This window comes from Pseudarthrobacter oxydans, assembly GCF_013314975.1.
Lineage (GTDB): Bacteria > Actinomycetota > Actinomycetes > Actinomycetales > Micrococcaceae > Arthrobacter > Arthrobacter oxydans.
The window spans coordinates 18,925-34,255 of the sequence record NZ_JABTYH010000009.1; the positions used below are offsets into that span (position 1 = coordinate 18,925).

The 15,331-nt window shown below is 67.1% G+C and carries 14 protein-coding genes; 6 read left to right on the forward strand and 8 right to left on the reverse strand.

Features of this window, described 5'->3' with window-relative positions; all coding sequences use genetic code 11:
• The first annotated feature begins 76 nt into the window (after positions 1-76).
• Entirely contained in the window at positions 77-1,417 is a 1,341-nt protein-coding gene (locus HTS88_RS07940) for an alpha-hydroxy acid oxidase (RefSeq protein ID WP_281359021.1), read from the forward strand.
• Between the two features lie 11 nt (positions 1,418-1,428).
• On the opposite strand, the gene HTS88_RS07945 is transcribed toward HTS88_RS07940, so the two are convergent.
• Positions 1,429-2,031: an ArsR/SmtB family transcription factor gene (locus HTS88_RS07945; RefSeq protein WP_174177135.1), complete on the reverse strand. Its 603-nt coding sequence runs from the start codon at positions 2,029-2,031 to the stop codon at positions 1,429-1,431.
• A 153-nt stretch (positions 2,032-2,184) separates the two neighbouring features.
• Between HTS88_RS07945 and HTS88_RS07950 the strand changes: the two genes are divergently transcribed.
• Entirely contained in the window at positions 2,185-2,688 is a 504-nt protein-coding gene (locus HTS88_RS07950; RefSeq protein WP_174177137.1) for a hypothetical protein, read from the forward strand.
• Between the two features lie 10 nt (positions 2,689-2,698).
• On the opposite strand, the gene HTS88_RS07955 is transcribed toward HTS88_RS07950, so the two are convergent.
• Positions 2,699-3,910, reverse strand: a complete 1,212-nt coding sequence (locus HTS88_RS07955) for an acetoin utilization protein AcuC (RefSeq protein WP_174177139.1) — start codon at positions 3,908-3,910, stop codon at positions 2,699-2,701.
• 104 nt (positions 3,911-4,014) lie between these two features.
• On the opposite strand from HTS88_RS07955, the gene HTS88_RS07960 reads away from it, so the two are divergent.
• On the forward strand, positions 4,015-5,448 hold the full coding sequence (locus HTS88_RS07960; RefSeq protein WP_174177141.1) for a TrkH family potassium uptake protein: 1,434 nt from the start codon (positions 4,015-4,017) through the stop codon (positions 5,446-5,448).
• Positions 5,449-5,488: 40 nt separating this feature from the next.
• A complete protein-coding gene (locus HTS88_RS07965) occupies positions 5,489-6,127 on the forward strand; it encodes a potassium channel family protein (protein ID WP_172801511.1) in 639 nt (212 codons plus the stop codon).
• 13 nt (positions 6,128-6,140) lie between these two features.
• Here the strand turns inward: HTS88_RS07965 and proC are convergent, their stop codons facing one another.
• From proC to HTS88_RS07990, 5 genes are all read right to left on the reverse strand, one after another.
• A complete protein-coding gene (gene proC, locus HTS88_RS07970) occupies positions 6,141-6,974 on the reverse strand; it encodes a pyrroline-5-carboxylate reductase (protein ID WP_174177143.1) in 834 nt (277 codons plus the stop codon).
• A gap of 273 nt (positions 6,975-7,247) precedes the next feature.
• Entirely contained in the window at positions 7,248-8,237 is a 990-nt protein-coding gene (locus HTS88_RS07975) for a Ppx/GppA phosphatase family protein (protein ID WP_174177145.1), read from the reverse strand.
• 7 nt (positions 8,238-8,244) lie between these two features.
• The gene (locus HTS88_RS07980) at positions 8,245-8,664 is read right to left on the reverse strand and encodes an SseB family protein (RefSeq protein ID WP_174177147.1); all 420 of its coding nucleotides are present in this window, start codon (positions 8,662-8,664) and stop codon (positions 8,245-8,247) included.
• A gap of 50 nt (positions 8,665-8,714) precedes the next feature.
• The gene (topA, locus tag HTS88_RS07985; RefSeq protein WP_174177149.1) at positions 8,715-11,441 is read right to left on the reverse strand and encodes a type I DNA topoisomerase; all 2,727 of its coding nucleotides are present in this window, start codon (positions 11,439-11,441) and stop codon (positions 8,715-8,717) included.
• 136 nt (positions 11,442-11,577) lie between these two features.
• Positions 11,578-13,239 (reverse strand): DUF7059 domain-containing protein, encoded by a 1,662-nt coding sequence (locus HTS88_RS07990; RefSeq protein ID WP_174177151.1) that lies wholly within the window; start codon positions 13,237-13,239, stop codon positions 11,578-11,580.
• Between the two features lie 63 nt (positions 13,240-13,302).
• Between HTS88_RS07990 and HTS88_RS07995 the strand changes: the two genes are divergently transcribed.
• Together HTS88_RS07995 and HTS88_RS08000 are read left to right on the forward strand one after the other, a co-directional pair.
• Complete coding sequence (locus tag HTS88_RS07995) at positions 13,303-13,779, forward strand: hypothetical protein (protein WP_174177153.1); 477 nt, start codon at positions 13,303-13,305, stop codon at positions 13,777-13,779.
• Positions 13,780-13,829: 50 nt separating this feature from the next.
• Positions 13,830-14,414 carry a hypothetical protein gene (locus HTS88_RS08000; RefSeq protein WP_217432337.1) on the forward strand — a complete coding sequence of 195 codons (585 nt, stop codon included), beginning with the start codon at positions 13,830-13,832 and terminating at the stop codon, positions 14,412-14,414.
• A 15-nt stretch (positions 14,415-14,429) separates the two neighbouring features.
• On the opposite strand, the gene trhO is transcribed toward HTS88_RS08000, so the two are convergent.
• A complete protein-coding gene (gene trhO / locus HTS88_RS08005) occupies positions 14,430-15,323 on the reverse strand; it encodes an oxygen-dependent tRNA uridine(34) hydroxylase TrhO (protein WP_174177155.1) in 894 nt (297 codons plus the stop codon).
• Between the last annotated feature and the right edge of the window lie 8 nt (positions 15,324-15,331).

Below are 15,331 nucleotides of genomic sequence, written 5' to 3' on the forward strand. Positions count from 1 at the left end.
CCGACCACATGGCCTACAGTGTGGTTAGACCACAGGAGGTCCCGGACGCGGACCTGCCGGCCCAACGGAGGACGCCATGACCCACACCATCCAGCCCAACAATCCGGAGGCATCCCCCGCCCCGGATGCTACGGACATCCCGGCGGCCGCCCCCGGGCCCGCCGCCACACCGGCCGTTTCAGCGGTGCCGGCAGCGCTGAAGCGCCGGATCCCCAAGTACTCGGATTTGGCCCCGCTGATGCAGTTCAAGAAGCCCGGGTTCAGCAAGGAAGCGCGGCTCAAGCGGGCCAGCACCATCTGGGATCTCCGCGACATCGCCAAGCGCCGCACCCCGCAGGCACCGTTCGACTACACCGACGGCGCTGCCGAAGGGGAAATCACCCTCCGCCGTGCCCGCGAGGCGTTCCTGGACATCGAGTTCCGGCCCGGCATCCTGCGCAACGTCTCCAAAATCGACCTGAGCACCGAAATCCTGGGCAAGCCATCCCGGCTGCCCGTGGGCATCGCCCCCACCGGCTTCACCCGCATGATGCAGTCCGAAGGCGAGTACGCCGGTTCCCAGGCCGCGGAAGCTGCCGGAATCCCCTACACCCTCTCCACCATGGGCACCGCGTCCATCGAGGATGTGGCGGCCGCAGCCCCGAACGGCCGCAACTGGTTCCAGTTGTACCTCTGGACGGACCGCGACCGCTCACTGGAACTGATCGAGCGGGCCGCCAAGGCCGGCAACGACACCCTCATGGTCACCGTGGACACCGCCGTGGCCGGCGCCCGCCTCCGCGATGTCCGCAACGGCATGACCATCCCGCCGGCGCTGACGGTCAAGACCGTCCTCGATGCCTCCTACCGCCCCGCCTGGTGGTTCAACTTCCTCACGCATGAGCCGCTCACTTTCGCGTCACTGTCCCGCTACACCGGAACCGTGGCGGACCTCATCAACTCCATGTTCGATCCCACGCTCACGTTCGAGGACCTGGACTGGCTGCGCGAAACCTGGAAGGGCAAGCTCGTGGTCAAGGGCATCCAGACCGTGGAGGATGCCCGCCGCGTCGTCGACCATGGCGCCGACGGCGTGGTCCTCTCCAACCATGGCGGCCGCCAGCTGGACCGGGCACCCATCCCGTTCCACCTGCTCCCCGAGGTCAAGCAGGCCTTCACCGCGGACAACAGCGATGCCGCAATCATGCTGGACACGGGGATCATGAGCGGCGCGGACATCGTGGCCGCCCTGGCCCTGGGCGCAGACTTCACGCTGATCGGGCGCGCCTACCTGTACGGACTGATGGCCGGCGGCCGGGCGGGCGTTGACCGCACGCTGCAGATCCTCGAGAAGGACATGGCCCGCACCATGGCCCTGCTGGGTGTCAGCAACATCTCCGGACTGACCCCGGACCACGTGCGCCTGCTCAACAAGTAGGCGCCAGGGCCCTACTTCTTGCGGCCGAACTTCGGCAGGGTGGGCAGGTTAGCCAGGAGGTCGGCGGCCTTGGTGGCGGCCCGCCCCACGGTCCTGCCGATCTGCTGGGGCACGCTATCGTCGCTCAGCGGCGCCGTGGTGCCGCCGGGGATAATGACGGCGGGACTAAGCTCGGCGCCGTCGCGCGCCAGGACACCGGCGGACACAGCCTCCGCCGCCACGGCGCCGGCGGTGGCGGATTCCTGGTCCGCGGGTGCCGTCTCGGGGGTGGTGCGGGAAGCCTGTTCCTGGCTGCCTTGGGCAGCGGCGGCGTGCGAGGACGCCCGGCCGGCCGGTTCCGCTGGCGCCGCCGCGCCGACGTCGAGGGTCTCTAGCCAGGTGGCGATGCCCTCCAGAGGTTTGCGGTTGAGTGCGTAGTAGCGCTTCTGGCCCTGGGCCCGCATGCTCACCAGCTGGGCTTCGCGAAGGACTTTGAGGTGCTTGGAAATGGTGGGCTGGCTCGCAGCCAGTTCCTCCACCAGTTCGCCCACGGCCTTGTCCCCGGAGCGGAGGGAAACCAAAATGTCACGCCGGGTCGATTCCGCTATGACGGCAAATACGTCGTCTGTCACCATGCCTCAACCCTAGCGACATATACGCCGAAAGGCATCAACTATTTCGGCCCTTACCCGAATGCCATTGCCCCGGTTCTCCCGCGGTGCTAGAACGGTTCCAGGGTTGCCCAGGGTTCCCGGGCAGCGGCCGGCGTGACCTGAGGGGTGGGTGGCATGGAGATCCTCCGCCAGCAACTGTTCAACATCATCGCGTTCGTGTTCCTGGGCCTCTTCGTCGCGGTGTGGGGCTCAGTTCTGCTTCGCGTGGGGTTCTGGGTGCCGGACGGACGGACTGTTGCGCCGCCCCTCAATGGAGCCCTGGTCACCGCGGCCGGCGTCCTGGCGACGTCGCTGAGTTCGCTGACCGCATCGGCGCTCGGTTTCACCATCGCCGAGGTCCGCCGTGAGGAGTCCGGGCAGGACACCCGCCGGCCACCAGGTCCGGGGGCGCCGGGAAGCTCAACGGCGATCAACCCGTCCGACGTCACCGCCCGGCTGTCGGGGCGGATCATCGCAGCCATCATCGTCTACCTCGCAGTGGGCCTGGCCGTCCTGCTGCTCTGGCTCGCCAAGGGAACCGCGTCCACGGACCTGATCGGGGCCTTCGCGTTATCGCTGCTGGGATGGCTCATCGGCGCGGCGGGAGTGGTGTTCCAGACGGAGAAGCGGAACACCTGAAGGCAACGCGTCAGTCGAACCAGGGGTCGAGTCCGTGGAGCGGGAACACGGACTTCCGGGTCGCCATGACAGTCCGGTCCACGGCATCGTTGGGATCGAAACCGACCTCCCAGGACCGCCACCAGAGCTCCACATCGTCACTCATCAGCGCCGGCGCCGAGGAACCGAACTTCTCCTGGACGTAATCACGCCAGTCCTGCGGGACCGGCGTGCGCAGCGGCACGGGCCGGCCGGCCGCGATGGCAATCAGGTGGCTCCAGGACCGCGGGACCACCTGGAGGACGTTGTAGCCGCCGCCTCCCGTGGCGATCCAGCGGTTGTCGCAGTGGCGGGCTGCAAGGTTCCCGACGGCGGAGGCGGCCTCCCTCTGCCCGTCAACGCTGAGGTTGAGGTGCGTCAGGGGGTCGAGGCGGTGCGAGTCGCAGCCGTGCTGGCTGACGATTACCTCCGGCTGGAAGGCGGCTACCAACTGCGGGACCACGGCGTAGAAGGCGCGCAGCCAGCCGGCGTCCCCCGTTCCCGAGGGCAGCGCGACGTTCACGGCTGTCCCTTCCGCCTGCGGGCCGCCGATCTCGTTCGCAAACCCTGTGCCCGGGAACAGCGTCAGCCCGCTCTCGTGCAGCGAAACCGTGAGCACGCGGGGGTCGTCCCAGAAGATACTCTCCGTTCCGTCCCCGTGGTGCGCATCGACGTCGATATACGCCACCCTGCGGATGCCGCCGTCGAGCAGCTTCTGCACGGCAAGGGCGGCGTCGTTATAAATGCAGAACCCGCTGGCCCGCTCGCGGGAGGCGTGGTGCATGCCGCCACCGAAATTGATGGCGCGCAGGGCTGAACCGTCCAGGATCCTGGAGGCGGACAGCAGCGACGCTCCGGCCAGGCGGGCTGCCGCCTCATGCATCCCGGCAAAAGCGGGGTCATCCTCGGTGCCCAGGCCGCGGGCCTCGTCAGTCTGACCGGGATGTGAGCTGACCTTTTTGACTGCCGCAACAAATTCGGCGGAATGCACGGTTTCGAGGTCGGCGTCGTCCGCCACGTCCGGCGCCTCCACCGCCACATGCTCCAGGTCGAACAACCCAAGGCTGCCCGCCAACCGGGCTGTCAGGTCCATGCGCTCCGGGGCCATGGGGTGGCCCGGGCCGAAATTGTAGGCGGTCATGTCAGAACTCCACGCCACCACCGTTGGGGGCGCGGGCAAGCTGAGGCCCGGCAGGTATGTCATCAATCACAGGCTACCTGAGCGCGGCACCCCTCCTGCCCAGTCATGACGCAGGCATTAGTGGTTTACTACTGAGGGAAGCAGTTTCTACCGAGGAAAAGCCACACATGACGCAAAGCCAGTCGAGGCCCCGTACCCCGGCCAACTGGCATCCCGCAGGGCAGGAGCGGGAAGGCCTCTGGATCCTTACGCGGCTGCGGGACTTCGTCGACGACATTGCGAACACCTCGCCGGCCCGTCTTGCCCTCACGGTGTTCGCCGCCGTCTGCCTTGTATTCACGCTCCTGCTGTCCCTTCCCGTCTCTTCCGCCACCGGTACCGTCACCCCGGTCCACCAGGCGATGTTCACCGCAGTCTCCGCCGTGTGCGTCACCGGACTGACGGTGGTGTCCACGGCGGTCCACTGGTCCTTCTTCGGTCAGCTGGTAATCCTGATTGGTATCTTCATCGGCGGCCTCGGCACCCTGACCCTGGCCTCGCTGCTGGCGCTGATGGTTGGCAAGCGACTGGGAGTGCGCGGCAAAATCATTGCCGCCGAGTCCATGAACAACGCAGGGCGCCTGGGCGAGGTGGGCACCTTGCTGCGGATCGTCATCACCACGTCAGTGGTGATCGAAGGAATCCTTGCACTGGCCCTGATCCCCCGGTTCCTGACCCTGGGTGAGCCGTTCTGGCAGGCCGTCTGGCATGGAATTTTCTACGCCATCTCCTCTTTCAACAACGCAGGCTTCACCCCGCACTCGGACGGCATCGTGCCCTACGAGACAGACCTCTGGATCCTGGTTCCCCTGATGCTCGGCGTCTTCCTGGGCAGCCTGGGCTTTCCCGTGGTGATGGTCCTCCAGCAGAACGGGCTGAACTGGAAGAAGTGGAACCTGCACACCAAACTCACCATCCAGGTGTCCTTCATCCTCCTGCTGGCGGGCACCGTCCTGTGGGCCTTGATGGAGTGGGACAACCTGCGGACCATCGGAACCATGGATGTCGGGGACAAGGTCACCCACGCCCTGTTTGCGTCCGTCATGATGCGGTCCGGCGGCTTCAACCTGGTGGACCAGAACCAGATGGAATCCACCACCATGCTGCTGACGGATGCGCTGATGTTCGCCGGCGGAGGTTCTGCGTCCACCGCGGGCGGCATCAAGGTCACCACCATCGCCGTGATGTTCCTGGCAATTGTGGCCGAAGGCCGCGGCGACACCGACGTCAAGGTGTACGGCCGGACCATCCCCCAAGGCACCATGCGGGTGGCCATCTCGGTGATCGTCGCCGGGGCCACCCTGGTGTCCGTCTCGGCATTCCTCCTGCTGCATATCAGCGGGGCGTCACTGGACCGGGTGCTGTTCGAAACGATCTCCGCGTTCGCCACCTGCGGCCTCAGCACCAACCTCAGCGCTGAAGTGCCGCCGTCGGGCGTTTACGTCCTCACGGCCCTGATGTTCGCCGGGCGCGTAGGAACGGTCACCCTCGCAGCCGCCCTGGCCCTTCGCCAGCGCAGCCAGCTCTACCACTATCCCGAAGAGAGGCCCATCATTGGCTAGTTCACCCGACGCCCCGCGTCGCCCCGCCCACAACGCCCCCGTGCTGGTCATCGGGCTGGGACGGTTCGGTTCCTCCACGGCAGAGCAGCTGGTCAAGCAGGGCCGCGAGGTCCTCGCCATCGAACGGGACAGGACCCTCGTCCAGAAATGGGCGCCGCTGCTCACCCACGTCGTGGAGGCTGACGCCACCAACATCGACGCACTCCGCCAGCTGGGCGCCCAGGAGTTCAGCTCGGCCGTCGTGGGGGTGGGCACGTCCATCGAATCCTCGGTGCTGATCACTGTCAACCTCGTGGACCTGGGCATCGAACACCTCTGGGTGAAGGCCATTACGCCCTCCCACGGCAAAATCCTTACCCGCATCGGCGCCAACCATGTGATCTATCCGGAGGCCGACGCCGGCGTCCGGGCCGCGCACCTGGTCTCCGGCCGGATGCTGGACTTCATCGAATTCGACGACGACTTCGCCATCGTCAAGATGTACCCCCCGCGCGAAACGGTGGGATTCACGCTGGACGAATCCAAGGTCAGGTCCAAGTACGGCGTGACGATCGTTGGTGTGAAGTCACCGGGTGAGGACTTCACCTACGCCCGCCCGGAGACCAAGGTGTCCTCCCGGGACATGCTGATCGTGTCCGGGCACGTGGACCTGCTGGAACGGTTCGCAGCCCGGCCCTAGTTCCCGACGTGAGTCAGCCGAGCTGCCTGGTGATCTCGGCTGCGCGCTCCGCGGCGGCGCGGGCACCGGCGGCAATGATGGCGGGAAGGCCGCGCTCGTCGAACGTGGCGATGGCCCTCTCGGTGGTGCCGTTCGGGCTGGTCACGGCCTTGCGCAGCGCGGTGGGATCGGCGCCGGGCTCGGCGAGCATAAAGCCGGCTCCGGCCACCGTTTCCCGGGCGAGGAGAAGGGACAGTTCCGGGTCCAGGCCAAGCTCCCGGCCCGCTGCGGCCATTGCTTCAGCCAGGTAGAACGCGTACGCCGGTCCGGAACCGCTGATCGCAGAGAGCGCGTCCACCTGTTCCTCGGGGACCTCCACCACCGTCCCCGCACCGTGCAGGACATCCTTGACCCTCTTGAGCTGTTCAGGGGTGCAGCTGGTGCCCGGCGAGACCGACACCACGCCGCGGCCCAGCTTGGCCGGTGTATTGGGCATGGAGCGGATCACCGGCTGCCCTGCGGGCAGGGCCGCCTCAAGCTGGGCAATGGACACCGCCGCTGCCACGCTGACCACCACCGTGGTGGGCGAGAGCGAGCTGCTGATTTCCCGCGCCAGCTCCGTGATGCCAACAGGCTTGACGCCCAGGATCACGACGCCGGATCCCTTGGTTGCCTGCTTGTTGTTGTCCGGCTCCTCTTCCCCGGCGATTGCGGTCACCCCGTGGTGCCGTTCCGCCAGCTCTGCGGCACGCTCTGCCCTCCGGACGGTTGCGACGACGTCCGCCGGATCCGTTCCGGATTCCAGCAGGCCACTCAGAATTGCTTCGTTCATGGATCCACAGCCAAGGAATGCGATTCGGTTGCTCATGGCTCCATCATTACAGTTCGGCCCGGCAAGCGCAGAAATCCATGACCCGGGGCGGACACGAAAAGGGTGGGAACTCGCCGAAACCCATTCACAGGTGACTCACATGTTGGGTGCAGGTGCCTCACAACTTGGAGTCCTAACGTGGGTACTACCTCATTGAGGGTGCGAGTGATGCGGCAGGGATGGGGATCCCTGCCAGGGTACCGGCGTCCGGCAACAGGTTTTCCCCCATTTTCCTGTTGCCGACGCCGGTACTTCCCTTTTAAGGAGTTCCTAGACCGCGGCTTCGACAGTCTGCGGCGGGGCCAGGTGGGGTGCGAGCTCCAGGGGCCCGGAAAACACCAGCTGGTCCAGCCGGCGGAGGATGAGGCCCTCGCGCAAGGCCCAGGGGCAGATCCTCAGCTTTTTGAACTTGAAGAGTTCCAGTGCGGCCTCCGCCACAAGCGCTCCGGCCAGCAGCTGGTGGGCGCGGGCTTCGGAGACGCCCGGCAGGTGCAGCCGGTCCTCGACCTTCATGGCCGAGATCCGCTGCGCCCAGACCCCCAGGTCCGAAGCCTGCAGCTCGCGCTTGACGTAGGGGCCGGCCGCGCTGGGGGCGGCCCCGGCGATCCGTGCCAGGGAGCGGAAGGTCTTGGACGTTCCCGCCACCACGTTGGCCCGGCCCAACCCGTCGAATTCCCGGACCGCAGGCTTGAGGGTGGCGCGGATGTACCGCCGCAACTCCTTGACGCTCTTGGCCGACGGCGGATCTTCGGACAGCCAGTCCCGCGTGAGCCGGCTGGCACCCAGCGGCACGGACGTGGCCACTTCCGGAAGCTCATCCTGGCCGAAGGCCATCTCAAAGGAGCCGCCGCCGATGTCCAGGTTGAGAATGGGTCCGGCACCCCACCCATGCCAGCGCCTGACGGCGAAGAAGGTCATGGATGCTTCTTCGCTGCCGGTGAGTTCCTGAAGGGTCACGGTGGTTTCGTGCTTGACCCGGGCCAGGACCTCGGGGCCGTTGGTGGCCTCGCGGATGGCTGACGTACAGAAGGCCAGGAGGTCTTCGGCCTTGTGCCTGGCCGCAAACTCCCAGGCTTCAAGGACGAACTCGGTGAGCTCGTGCTGGCCGGCGTCATTGATGCTGCCGTCCGGTTCCAGGTATTGGACCAGGGACAGCGGCCGCTTGTGCGAGGCGAAGGGCACCGGCCGCGCACCGGGGTGGGCATCCACCAGGAGGAGGTGGACAGTATTGGACCCGATATCGAGGACGCCTAGCCGCATGGTGCAATTATTGCTCGTCAGCCCGCTTGAAGTCGCGCTTGATGTTGGCCACGCCCTCGGGGTTGATCTCGAATCCGTAGGCTGCGCCCGGGTTGATGACCATTCCCAGTTCGTCACCGATGTTCGCGATGATGGCCGCACCCTGGGTGCCCAGCACGTTGGGCGCAGCTTCGAGGTACTGCTGGTCCACGCGGCTGGGGTGCGAGAAGACGGCGAGGACGGGGTCGCCGTCGGCATTGCCCAGGACCAGGGGCTCCACCTGGGAGTCCTCGCCCTCGATGCCGTCCGAACTGATGATGTAGACCTCGCTGTTCAGGAAGGACAGGATGACGTCTACCGGGCTGGCGTCAGGCTGCCCGCCCTTCGCGAGCTTTTCCTCGAGGTCGTTGAGGGGCTGGAGATCCGTGTGCGCTGGCTGTTCAGTCATCCCCCTACCCGATCACGATCCAGTGCCCCATGCAAACCCCGTAACCACCGCTACTTCTTGGCGGTGGCCTTCTTCTTGGCCGGGGCCTTGCGGGTGGCCGTACGCTTCACCGGACCCTTGGCACGCTTCTCCGCTAGCAGTTCCACGGCCTGTTCACGCGTCAGCTCCTCCAGGGAGGTTGCCCGAGGAACGGTGATATTGGTGATCCCGTCGGTGATGTAGGGGCCGAAGCGGCCCTCCTTCACCACGATGTTCTTCTCCGACACCGGGTCGGGGCCGAACTCCGCCAGCGGCGGGACGGCGGCCCGGGCGCCACGCTGCTTCGGCTGGGAGTAGATCTCCAGCGCCTGGTCCAGGGTGATGGTGAAGATCTCTTCCTCGGAGCCGATGGACCGGGAGTCGGTCCCCTTCTTGAGGTAGGGGCCAAACCGGCCGTTCTGCACCGTGATGAGGTTGCCTTCGGCGTCCTCGCCCAGGGCGCGGGGCAGGCTCATGAGCTGCAGCGCCTCGTCAAGGGTGACTGACTCCACGGTCATGGACTTGAACAGCGAGCCGGTGCGGGGTTTGGCCTTGACCGGCTTCTTCGGCGGCTTGGGCTTGCCGTTCTTGTAGTACTCCACCGGCTGGGCGGCGATCTGTTCCTCGGTCATCTCCGGGATGACCTCGGTGACGTAGGCGCCGTATCGGCCGTTCTTGGCAACCACCGTATGCCCAGTGTGCGGATCGGTGCCCAGTACCCGCTCCTCGGGGGCAGCGGTTTCCATCAGCTCAATGGCCTTGGCAGCGGTCAGCTCGTCCGGAGCCAGGTCCTCGGGCACGTTGGCCCGGGGCGACTCCACGATCTCCCCGGTCTTCGGGTCGACAGTGGCGGCCGAGCTCTCCAGGTACGGGCCGAACTTGCCAACCCGCAGCGTGATCTCATCCGTGATGGGGATGGAGTTGATTTCGCGGGCGTCGATCTCCCCCAGGTTGTTCACGATGCTCAGCAGGCCCGGGTCCGAGTCTTCCCCGAAGTAGAAGTGGCGGAGCCAGGAGGCGCCCACGGCCTGGCCGTTGGCGATCTTGTCCAGGTCGCCTTCCATGTCCGCGGTGAACTCGTAGTCAACGTAGTCGCTGAAGTGCTGCTCCAGCAGGCGGATCACCGAGAAGGCGATCCAGCTGGGGACCAGCGCAGAACCCTGTTTCCGGACGTATCCGCGGTCCTGGATGGTGGAGATGGTGGAGGCGTAGGTGGACGGGCGGCCGATGCCCCTCTTCTCCAGCTCGGCGGTCAGTGACGCTTCGGTGTAGCGCGGCGGCGGCGAGGTTTCGTGGCCCACTGCCAGGATCTCGGAGGCCGTGAGGGCATCGCCCTTGGCCACGTTGGGCAGCCGGCGGGCGTCGTCGGAATCGTCGTCTCCGCGGGTCTCGTCCTTGCCTTCCTCGTAAGCTGCGAGGAAGCCGGGGAACGTGATCACGGTGCCGGAGGCCGAGAACTCGGCATCCCGGCCGTCCGCAGCGACGGCACCCAGCCGGATGGTCGCCGTCGAGCCCTTGGCATCGGCCATCTGGGACGCAACGGTGCGCTTCCAGATGAGTTCATACAGGCGGAATTCGTCGCCCGAGAGCTGCTTGGCCACCTGGGCCGGGGTGCGGAACGAGTCGCCGGCGGGGCGGATGGCCTCGTGCGCTTCCTGCGCGTTGGCTGCCTTGCCGGTGTACACGCGCGGTGACTGCGGGATGTACTCCGGGCCGTACAGCTCGGACGCCTGGCGCCGCGCGGCGGTGAGGGCTTCGTCGCTCAGCGCGGAGGAGTCCGTACGCATATAGGTGATGTAGCCGTTTTCGTACAGCCGCTGGGCCACCTGCATGGTGCTCTTGGAGGAGAAACGCAGCTTGCGGCCGGCCTCCTGCTGCAGCGTAGAGGTGGTGAAGGGCGCAGCCGGGCGCCGGGTGTACGGCTTGGTGTCGACGGACCGGACGGTGAACGAAGCGTCCTGCAGCCCTGCCGCCAGGGACGCAGCCAGCTCCTCGTTCAGGTGGGCAACGTTCTTCGACGTCAGGACGCCGTCGTCGTTGAAGTCCCGGCCGCTGGCCACCTTCGCCCCGTCCACGGCGGCGAGCTTGGCCTTGAAGGACCCGGCGTCGGCGCCGAACTGGCCCGTGAGGTCCCAGTAGGAGGCGGCTTTGAAGGCCATTCGCTCGCGTTCGCGGTCCACCACCATACGGGTCACCACGGACTGCACGCGGCCGGCGGACAGGCCGCGGGCCACCTTGCGCCACAGCACCGGGGAGATTTCGTAGCCGTAGAGGCGGTCCAGGACGCGGCGGGTCTCCTGGGCGTCCACCAGCGCGGTGTCCACATCGCGCAGGTTGCCCATGGCGCGCTGGATGGCTTCCTTCGTGATTTCGCCGAAGGTCATCCGGTACACCGGGACCTTGGGCTTGAGCACTTCCAGCAGGTGCCACGCGATGGCTTCGCCCTCGCGGTCCCCATCGGTTGCGAGATAAAGTTCGTCGGCGTCCTTGAGCGCGGCCTTAAGCTCAGTGACCTTTTTCTTCTTGTCCGCGGACACCACGTAGTAGGGCTTGAAGTCGTGATCGATGTCGACGGCGAACTTGCCCACCGACGTTTTCTTCAGCTCGGCGGGGAGCTCGGATGGCTGCGGCAGGTCGCGGATGTGACCAATGGAGGCCTCTACGATGAAGCCCTCGCCGAGGTACTTGGCGATGGTCTTGCTCTTGGCCGGAGACTCCACAATCACGAGTTTCTTGCCGGTTTTGGCCTTGCTTGGCACGGTGCTCCTACAGAAAAAGGTTGCTCGGGCAGATGCGCCCATACTGGCCTAGTTCACCATATTTTGCAGAAATGTGCGCATCCATGTGGAAAAGAAGGGGGTTCTGCCGGGCGCCGCCGGCGCCTTGCTCCGCGCCTTATCCGGCGGCAGGGATCAGGAAGCCGTCCCGCACCAGATTGGCCACATCGGCGAGCAGCCGGCCCCGGAAGGAACCGGCGTCGAACCCGTCCCCGCCTGCCATCCCGCCGCCGAGCAGCGCCTCCAGGGCACCGGCAATCTGCCCGGCGGAAAGGTCGCCGTCGCAGGCCGACACGAAGCCTGCCAGCTCGGTGCTCAGCAGGTTTGTCCGGCGCAGGCCCGCGCCCTGCCGGAGCAGGATCACGCCCGGATGCTCCGCTCCCGGGCGCTGGTGGCGCTCCTCCGTGACATCCTCGGCCACCAGCAGGTGCGCTTCCTCGAGGCTGTGCGCGGCCAGCCAGTCGATGCGTTCGACGGCGGTGCCCAGGTGGGGGCCGATGGGCTGCTCGATGGGGTAGGTGATTTCCTCGAACCGGCTGAAGGTGCCCTGCCCGGGTGCCGGCGGCCGCCGGAGCCAGACCATGCCGAAGCCGATGCCCTCCACGTTCCTCGACTCGAAGTCCGCCAGGTAGGCCGCGTAAGCGTCCCGGTAGTGCTGCCGGTCCCGGCCCTCGGAGGCGTCCTGCAGCCAGGTTTCCGCGTACTGTTCCGGCCCCACCTGCTCGCGCTGGATGAACCAGGCGTCCGTGTCCGGCCGGACCCACGTCCGCGGGCGCTCCTGCCACCCGGTTCCGGCCGCCACTTCCCAGTTCCCCAGCATCTGCGCGGTGCCGCCGGGGGCCAGGATCCCGGGCAGATCAGCAACCAGCGAGGCAACAATCGCATCGCCCGGAAGGCCGCCGTCGCGGTAGGTGAACTGCTCCGCGGCAGCCTCCCCTGCGCTCCGCGGCGTGATCACGAACGGAGGATTGGACACCACCAGCCCAAATTCCTCGCCTGCCACGGGGTCCAGGAGTGAGCCGAGGCGCAGGCTCACCCTGTCCTCCAGCCGGGACGGGTCAACGGACAGGGCCGCGGCGTTGAGCAGGATGTTGAAGCGCGTGAAAGCAAGTGCCCGTTCGGAGATGTCCGTGGCCGTGACGTGCTCGCAGTGGTGGAGCAGGTGGAAGGCCTGGATGCCGCATCCCGTGCTGAGGTCCAGGGCGCGTCCGGTATGGCGGCGGACGGTGGTCTGCACCAGGGTGGTGGACGCCTGGCCGATGCCGAGCACGTGGTCGTGCCGCAGCACCCCCGCCTGCTGGTGTGCGGCCAGGTCGCTCGCCACCCAAAGCTCCGCACCCCCGCTGCCGTCTGTGTTGTTCCCGGAGGTGCCGGACCACCCGTACGGCCGCAGATCAGCCTTGGCGGCCAACAGGCCCGCGCCGGGTACGGGCTCAACAAGCCCCAGCGTGAGGAGCCCGTCGGCACCGATGCCCGGAAGGGCGGCGTCGAGCGTGTCCTTCGCCTGCGGCTCGGCAAGGAGCCAGAGGCGGACGACGGCGGCGAGCGCCGCGTTCCCTTCGTCCTGGCGCACAGCCCGGTCCACTGCCAGCAGGGCCGGAATGATCTGGTCCCGGTTCAGGGCCTCGGAAGCGGCGGCGCCCAGGAGCCTGGCGACGCCGTCGGGCGTGTAGTCCAGGCCCCGCAGATCGGCGGCGAGGGCCGTGAGCAGCTCCGGGAGGTCGCTGCGGGGTGCGTCCGGGGTGTTGCCGGCGGTGAACTCGTATGGGGATCTAGGCACTGCCCAAGTTTAGTCCGGCGGGCACCGGAGGCCGGGGCGGCCGGCACCGGGTAGCGTTGAGGCATGCCTTCGCGTTCTTCCGTCCTTCCGCGCGCCCGGCTCCGGCCCGCGCGGCGTGCCCGCCTGATGCCGTGGTCCGCCGTGTCCGCGGGTGCGGCGGCCCTTGTCCTGGCCGGGTGCTCCCCCGTTGTTTCCATCGAGAACGCGGACGTCCCGCAGTGGCAGGCCACGGCGCTGCCCCCGGTTCCGGGAGCGGTCCTTGAGGACGCCGGCAAAATCCTCAACCGGGACCGCATCATCAGGGAAGCCGCTGATGTCCCGGCGGGCCGCTACATCCTCACCGCCACGTGTGAGGGCGGCGGAAAGGCTTTCTTCGCCGTATCGCTGGACGGGAAGAAGCTGGCGGACGCCGGAGCAGCCTGCAACGGCAGCCGGGAATCCACAAAAATCACCCTGCCGGATGCCGGCACACTGGAGATCAGCACGTACAGCGTGGACGCACCCCTCATTTACGCCTACCGGCTGGCGCCCGCGGACTAACCGCCCTCCGTGCTCTGGCCCGCCGCCGCCGTCGGGCATACAGTCGGACTATGCCCAGTGTGCGGACGGCCTCCGCGCCATCCACCGCCCCCACGGCCCCCGCTGGGGACGCACGGGTGCGGCCAGGGCGGAAGCCGGCCGCCGCCGTCGCCATTGCTGTGGCGGCCGCCGGGATGATGCTGGGCGGGTGTGAATATACGTACGACGACGGGCGGAACCTGCCCGGGCCCGTCGAGGCGGAAGCGACGCGCCTTCCCGGGCCGGTGTTCACCCGCGACCCCCTGCAGAACGATCCCGTCAGCGAGGAGGAAACCGGCGCATGGGCGGCCCGCACGCTTCCCGACCCCGGGCAGCCGGTGGCCTCCGCCGGAGCGGGACTTGTGGCCGTGGGCAACGTCCGGACCGAATCCACTCCGGTGCTGGGGACGGGCACCTACGTGCTGTCCCTGGCGTGCCGCAGCCAGCGGCGCGTGACCTTCACGGTCCGCAGCGAATCGCTGACGCTGGTGGACCTGGGGCTCCGGTGCGGGATCAACAGGGAGAACGTCATCTATCTTTCGTCGGAAACAGCGCTCACCATCAGGGTGGAGGCCAGGACAGGCGCGAACTACGCCTACCGGCTGCGGCTTCTCTGACCTGGCTGCCTGTGCTCAGGCGGCGCAGCCCTCCGGGCAGCGGAGGGTTTCCGGGCTGGAGGCGCACTCCGCGCAGTACAAGGTGAGGGTCCGGCAACTGGGGTTGGAGCAGTTCTCGAACTTGCTGGTGGGCGCTGCGCAGCGGGCGCACTGCCCGATGGTCTTCGCGTCGTCGCTGAACTCAAGGTGCATGCGTTTGTCGAAGACGTACAGCGAGCCCTCCCACAGGCCCTGGTCCTTGAAGGTTTCGCCGTAGCGGACAATGCCGCCGTCCAGCTGGTACACCTCTTTGAAGCCCCGGTTCACCATCAGGCTGGACAGCACCTCGCAGCGGATCCCGCCGGTGCAGTAGGTGACCACGGGCTTGTCCTTGAGCCCGTCATACTTGCCGGACTCGAGCTCCTGGATGAAGTCATGGGTGGTGGCAACGTCCGGGACGATTGCGTCCTTGAACCGGCCGATCTGCGCTTCGAAGGCGTTCCGCCCGTCAAAGAACACCACGTCCTCCCCGCTTTGCTTCTTGGCGTCAACGAGCTGGTGCAGTTCCTCGGGCTTGAGGTGGGTCCCGCCGCCCACCACCCCGTGGGCATCGACCTTCAGCTCGCCGGGGGCGCCGAAGGAGACAATCTCGTCGCGCACTTTGACGCTGAGGCGCGGGAAGTCCTCCGCACCGCCGTCGGACCATTTCACGTCGATGTCCCTGAAGCCTTGGTACTCGCGCGTTGTCTTCACGTACTGCTTCACGGCGCCGATCTCACCGCCCACGGTGGCGTTGATGCCGTCCTTGGAGATCAGGATGCGGCCCGTCAGTCCGAGCTTCTCGCAGAGCGCACGCTGCCAGAGCCGTACCGCCTCCGGGTCAGGGAGGGGGGTAAAGCCGTAAAAAAGCACAATCCGGTTTAAAGCCACGTATTTAA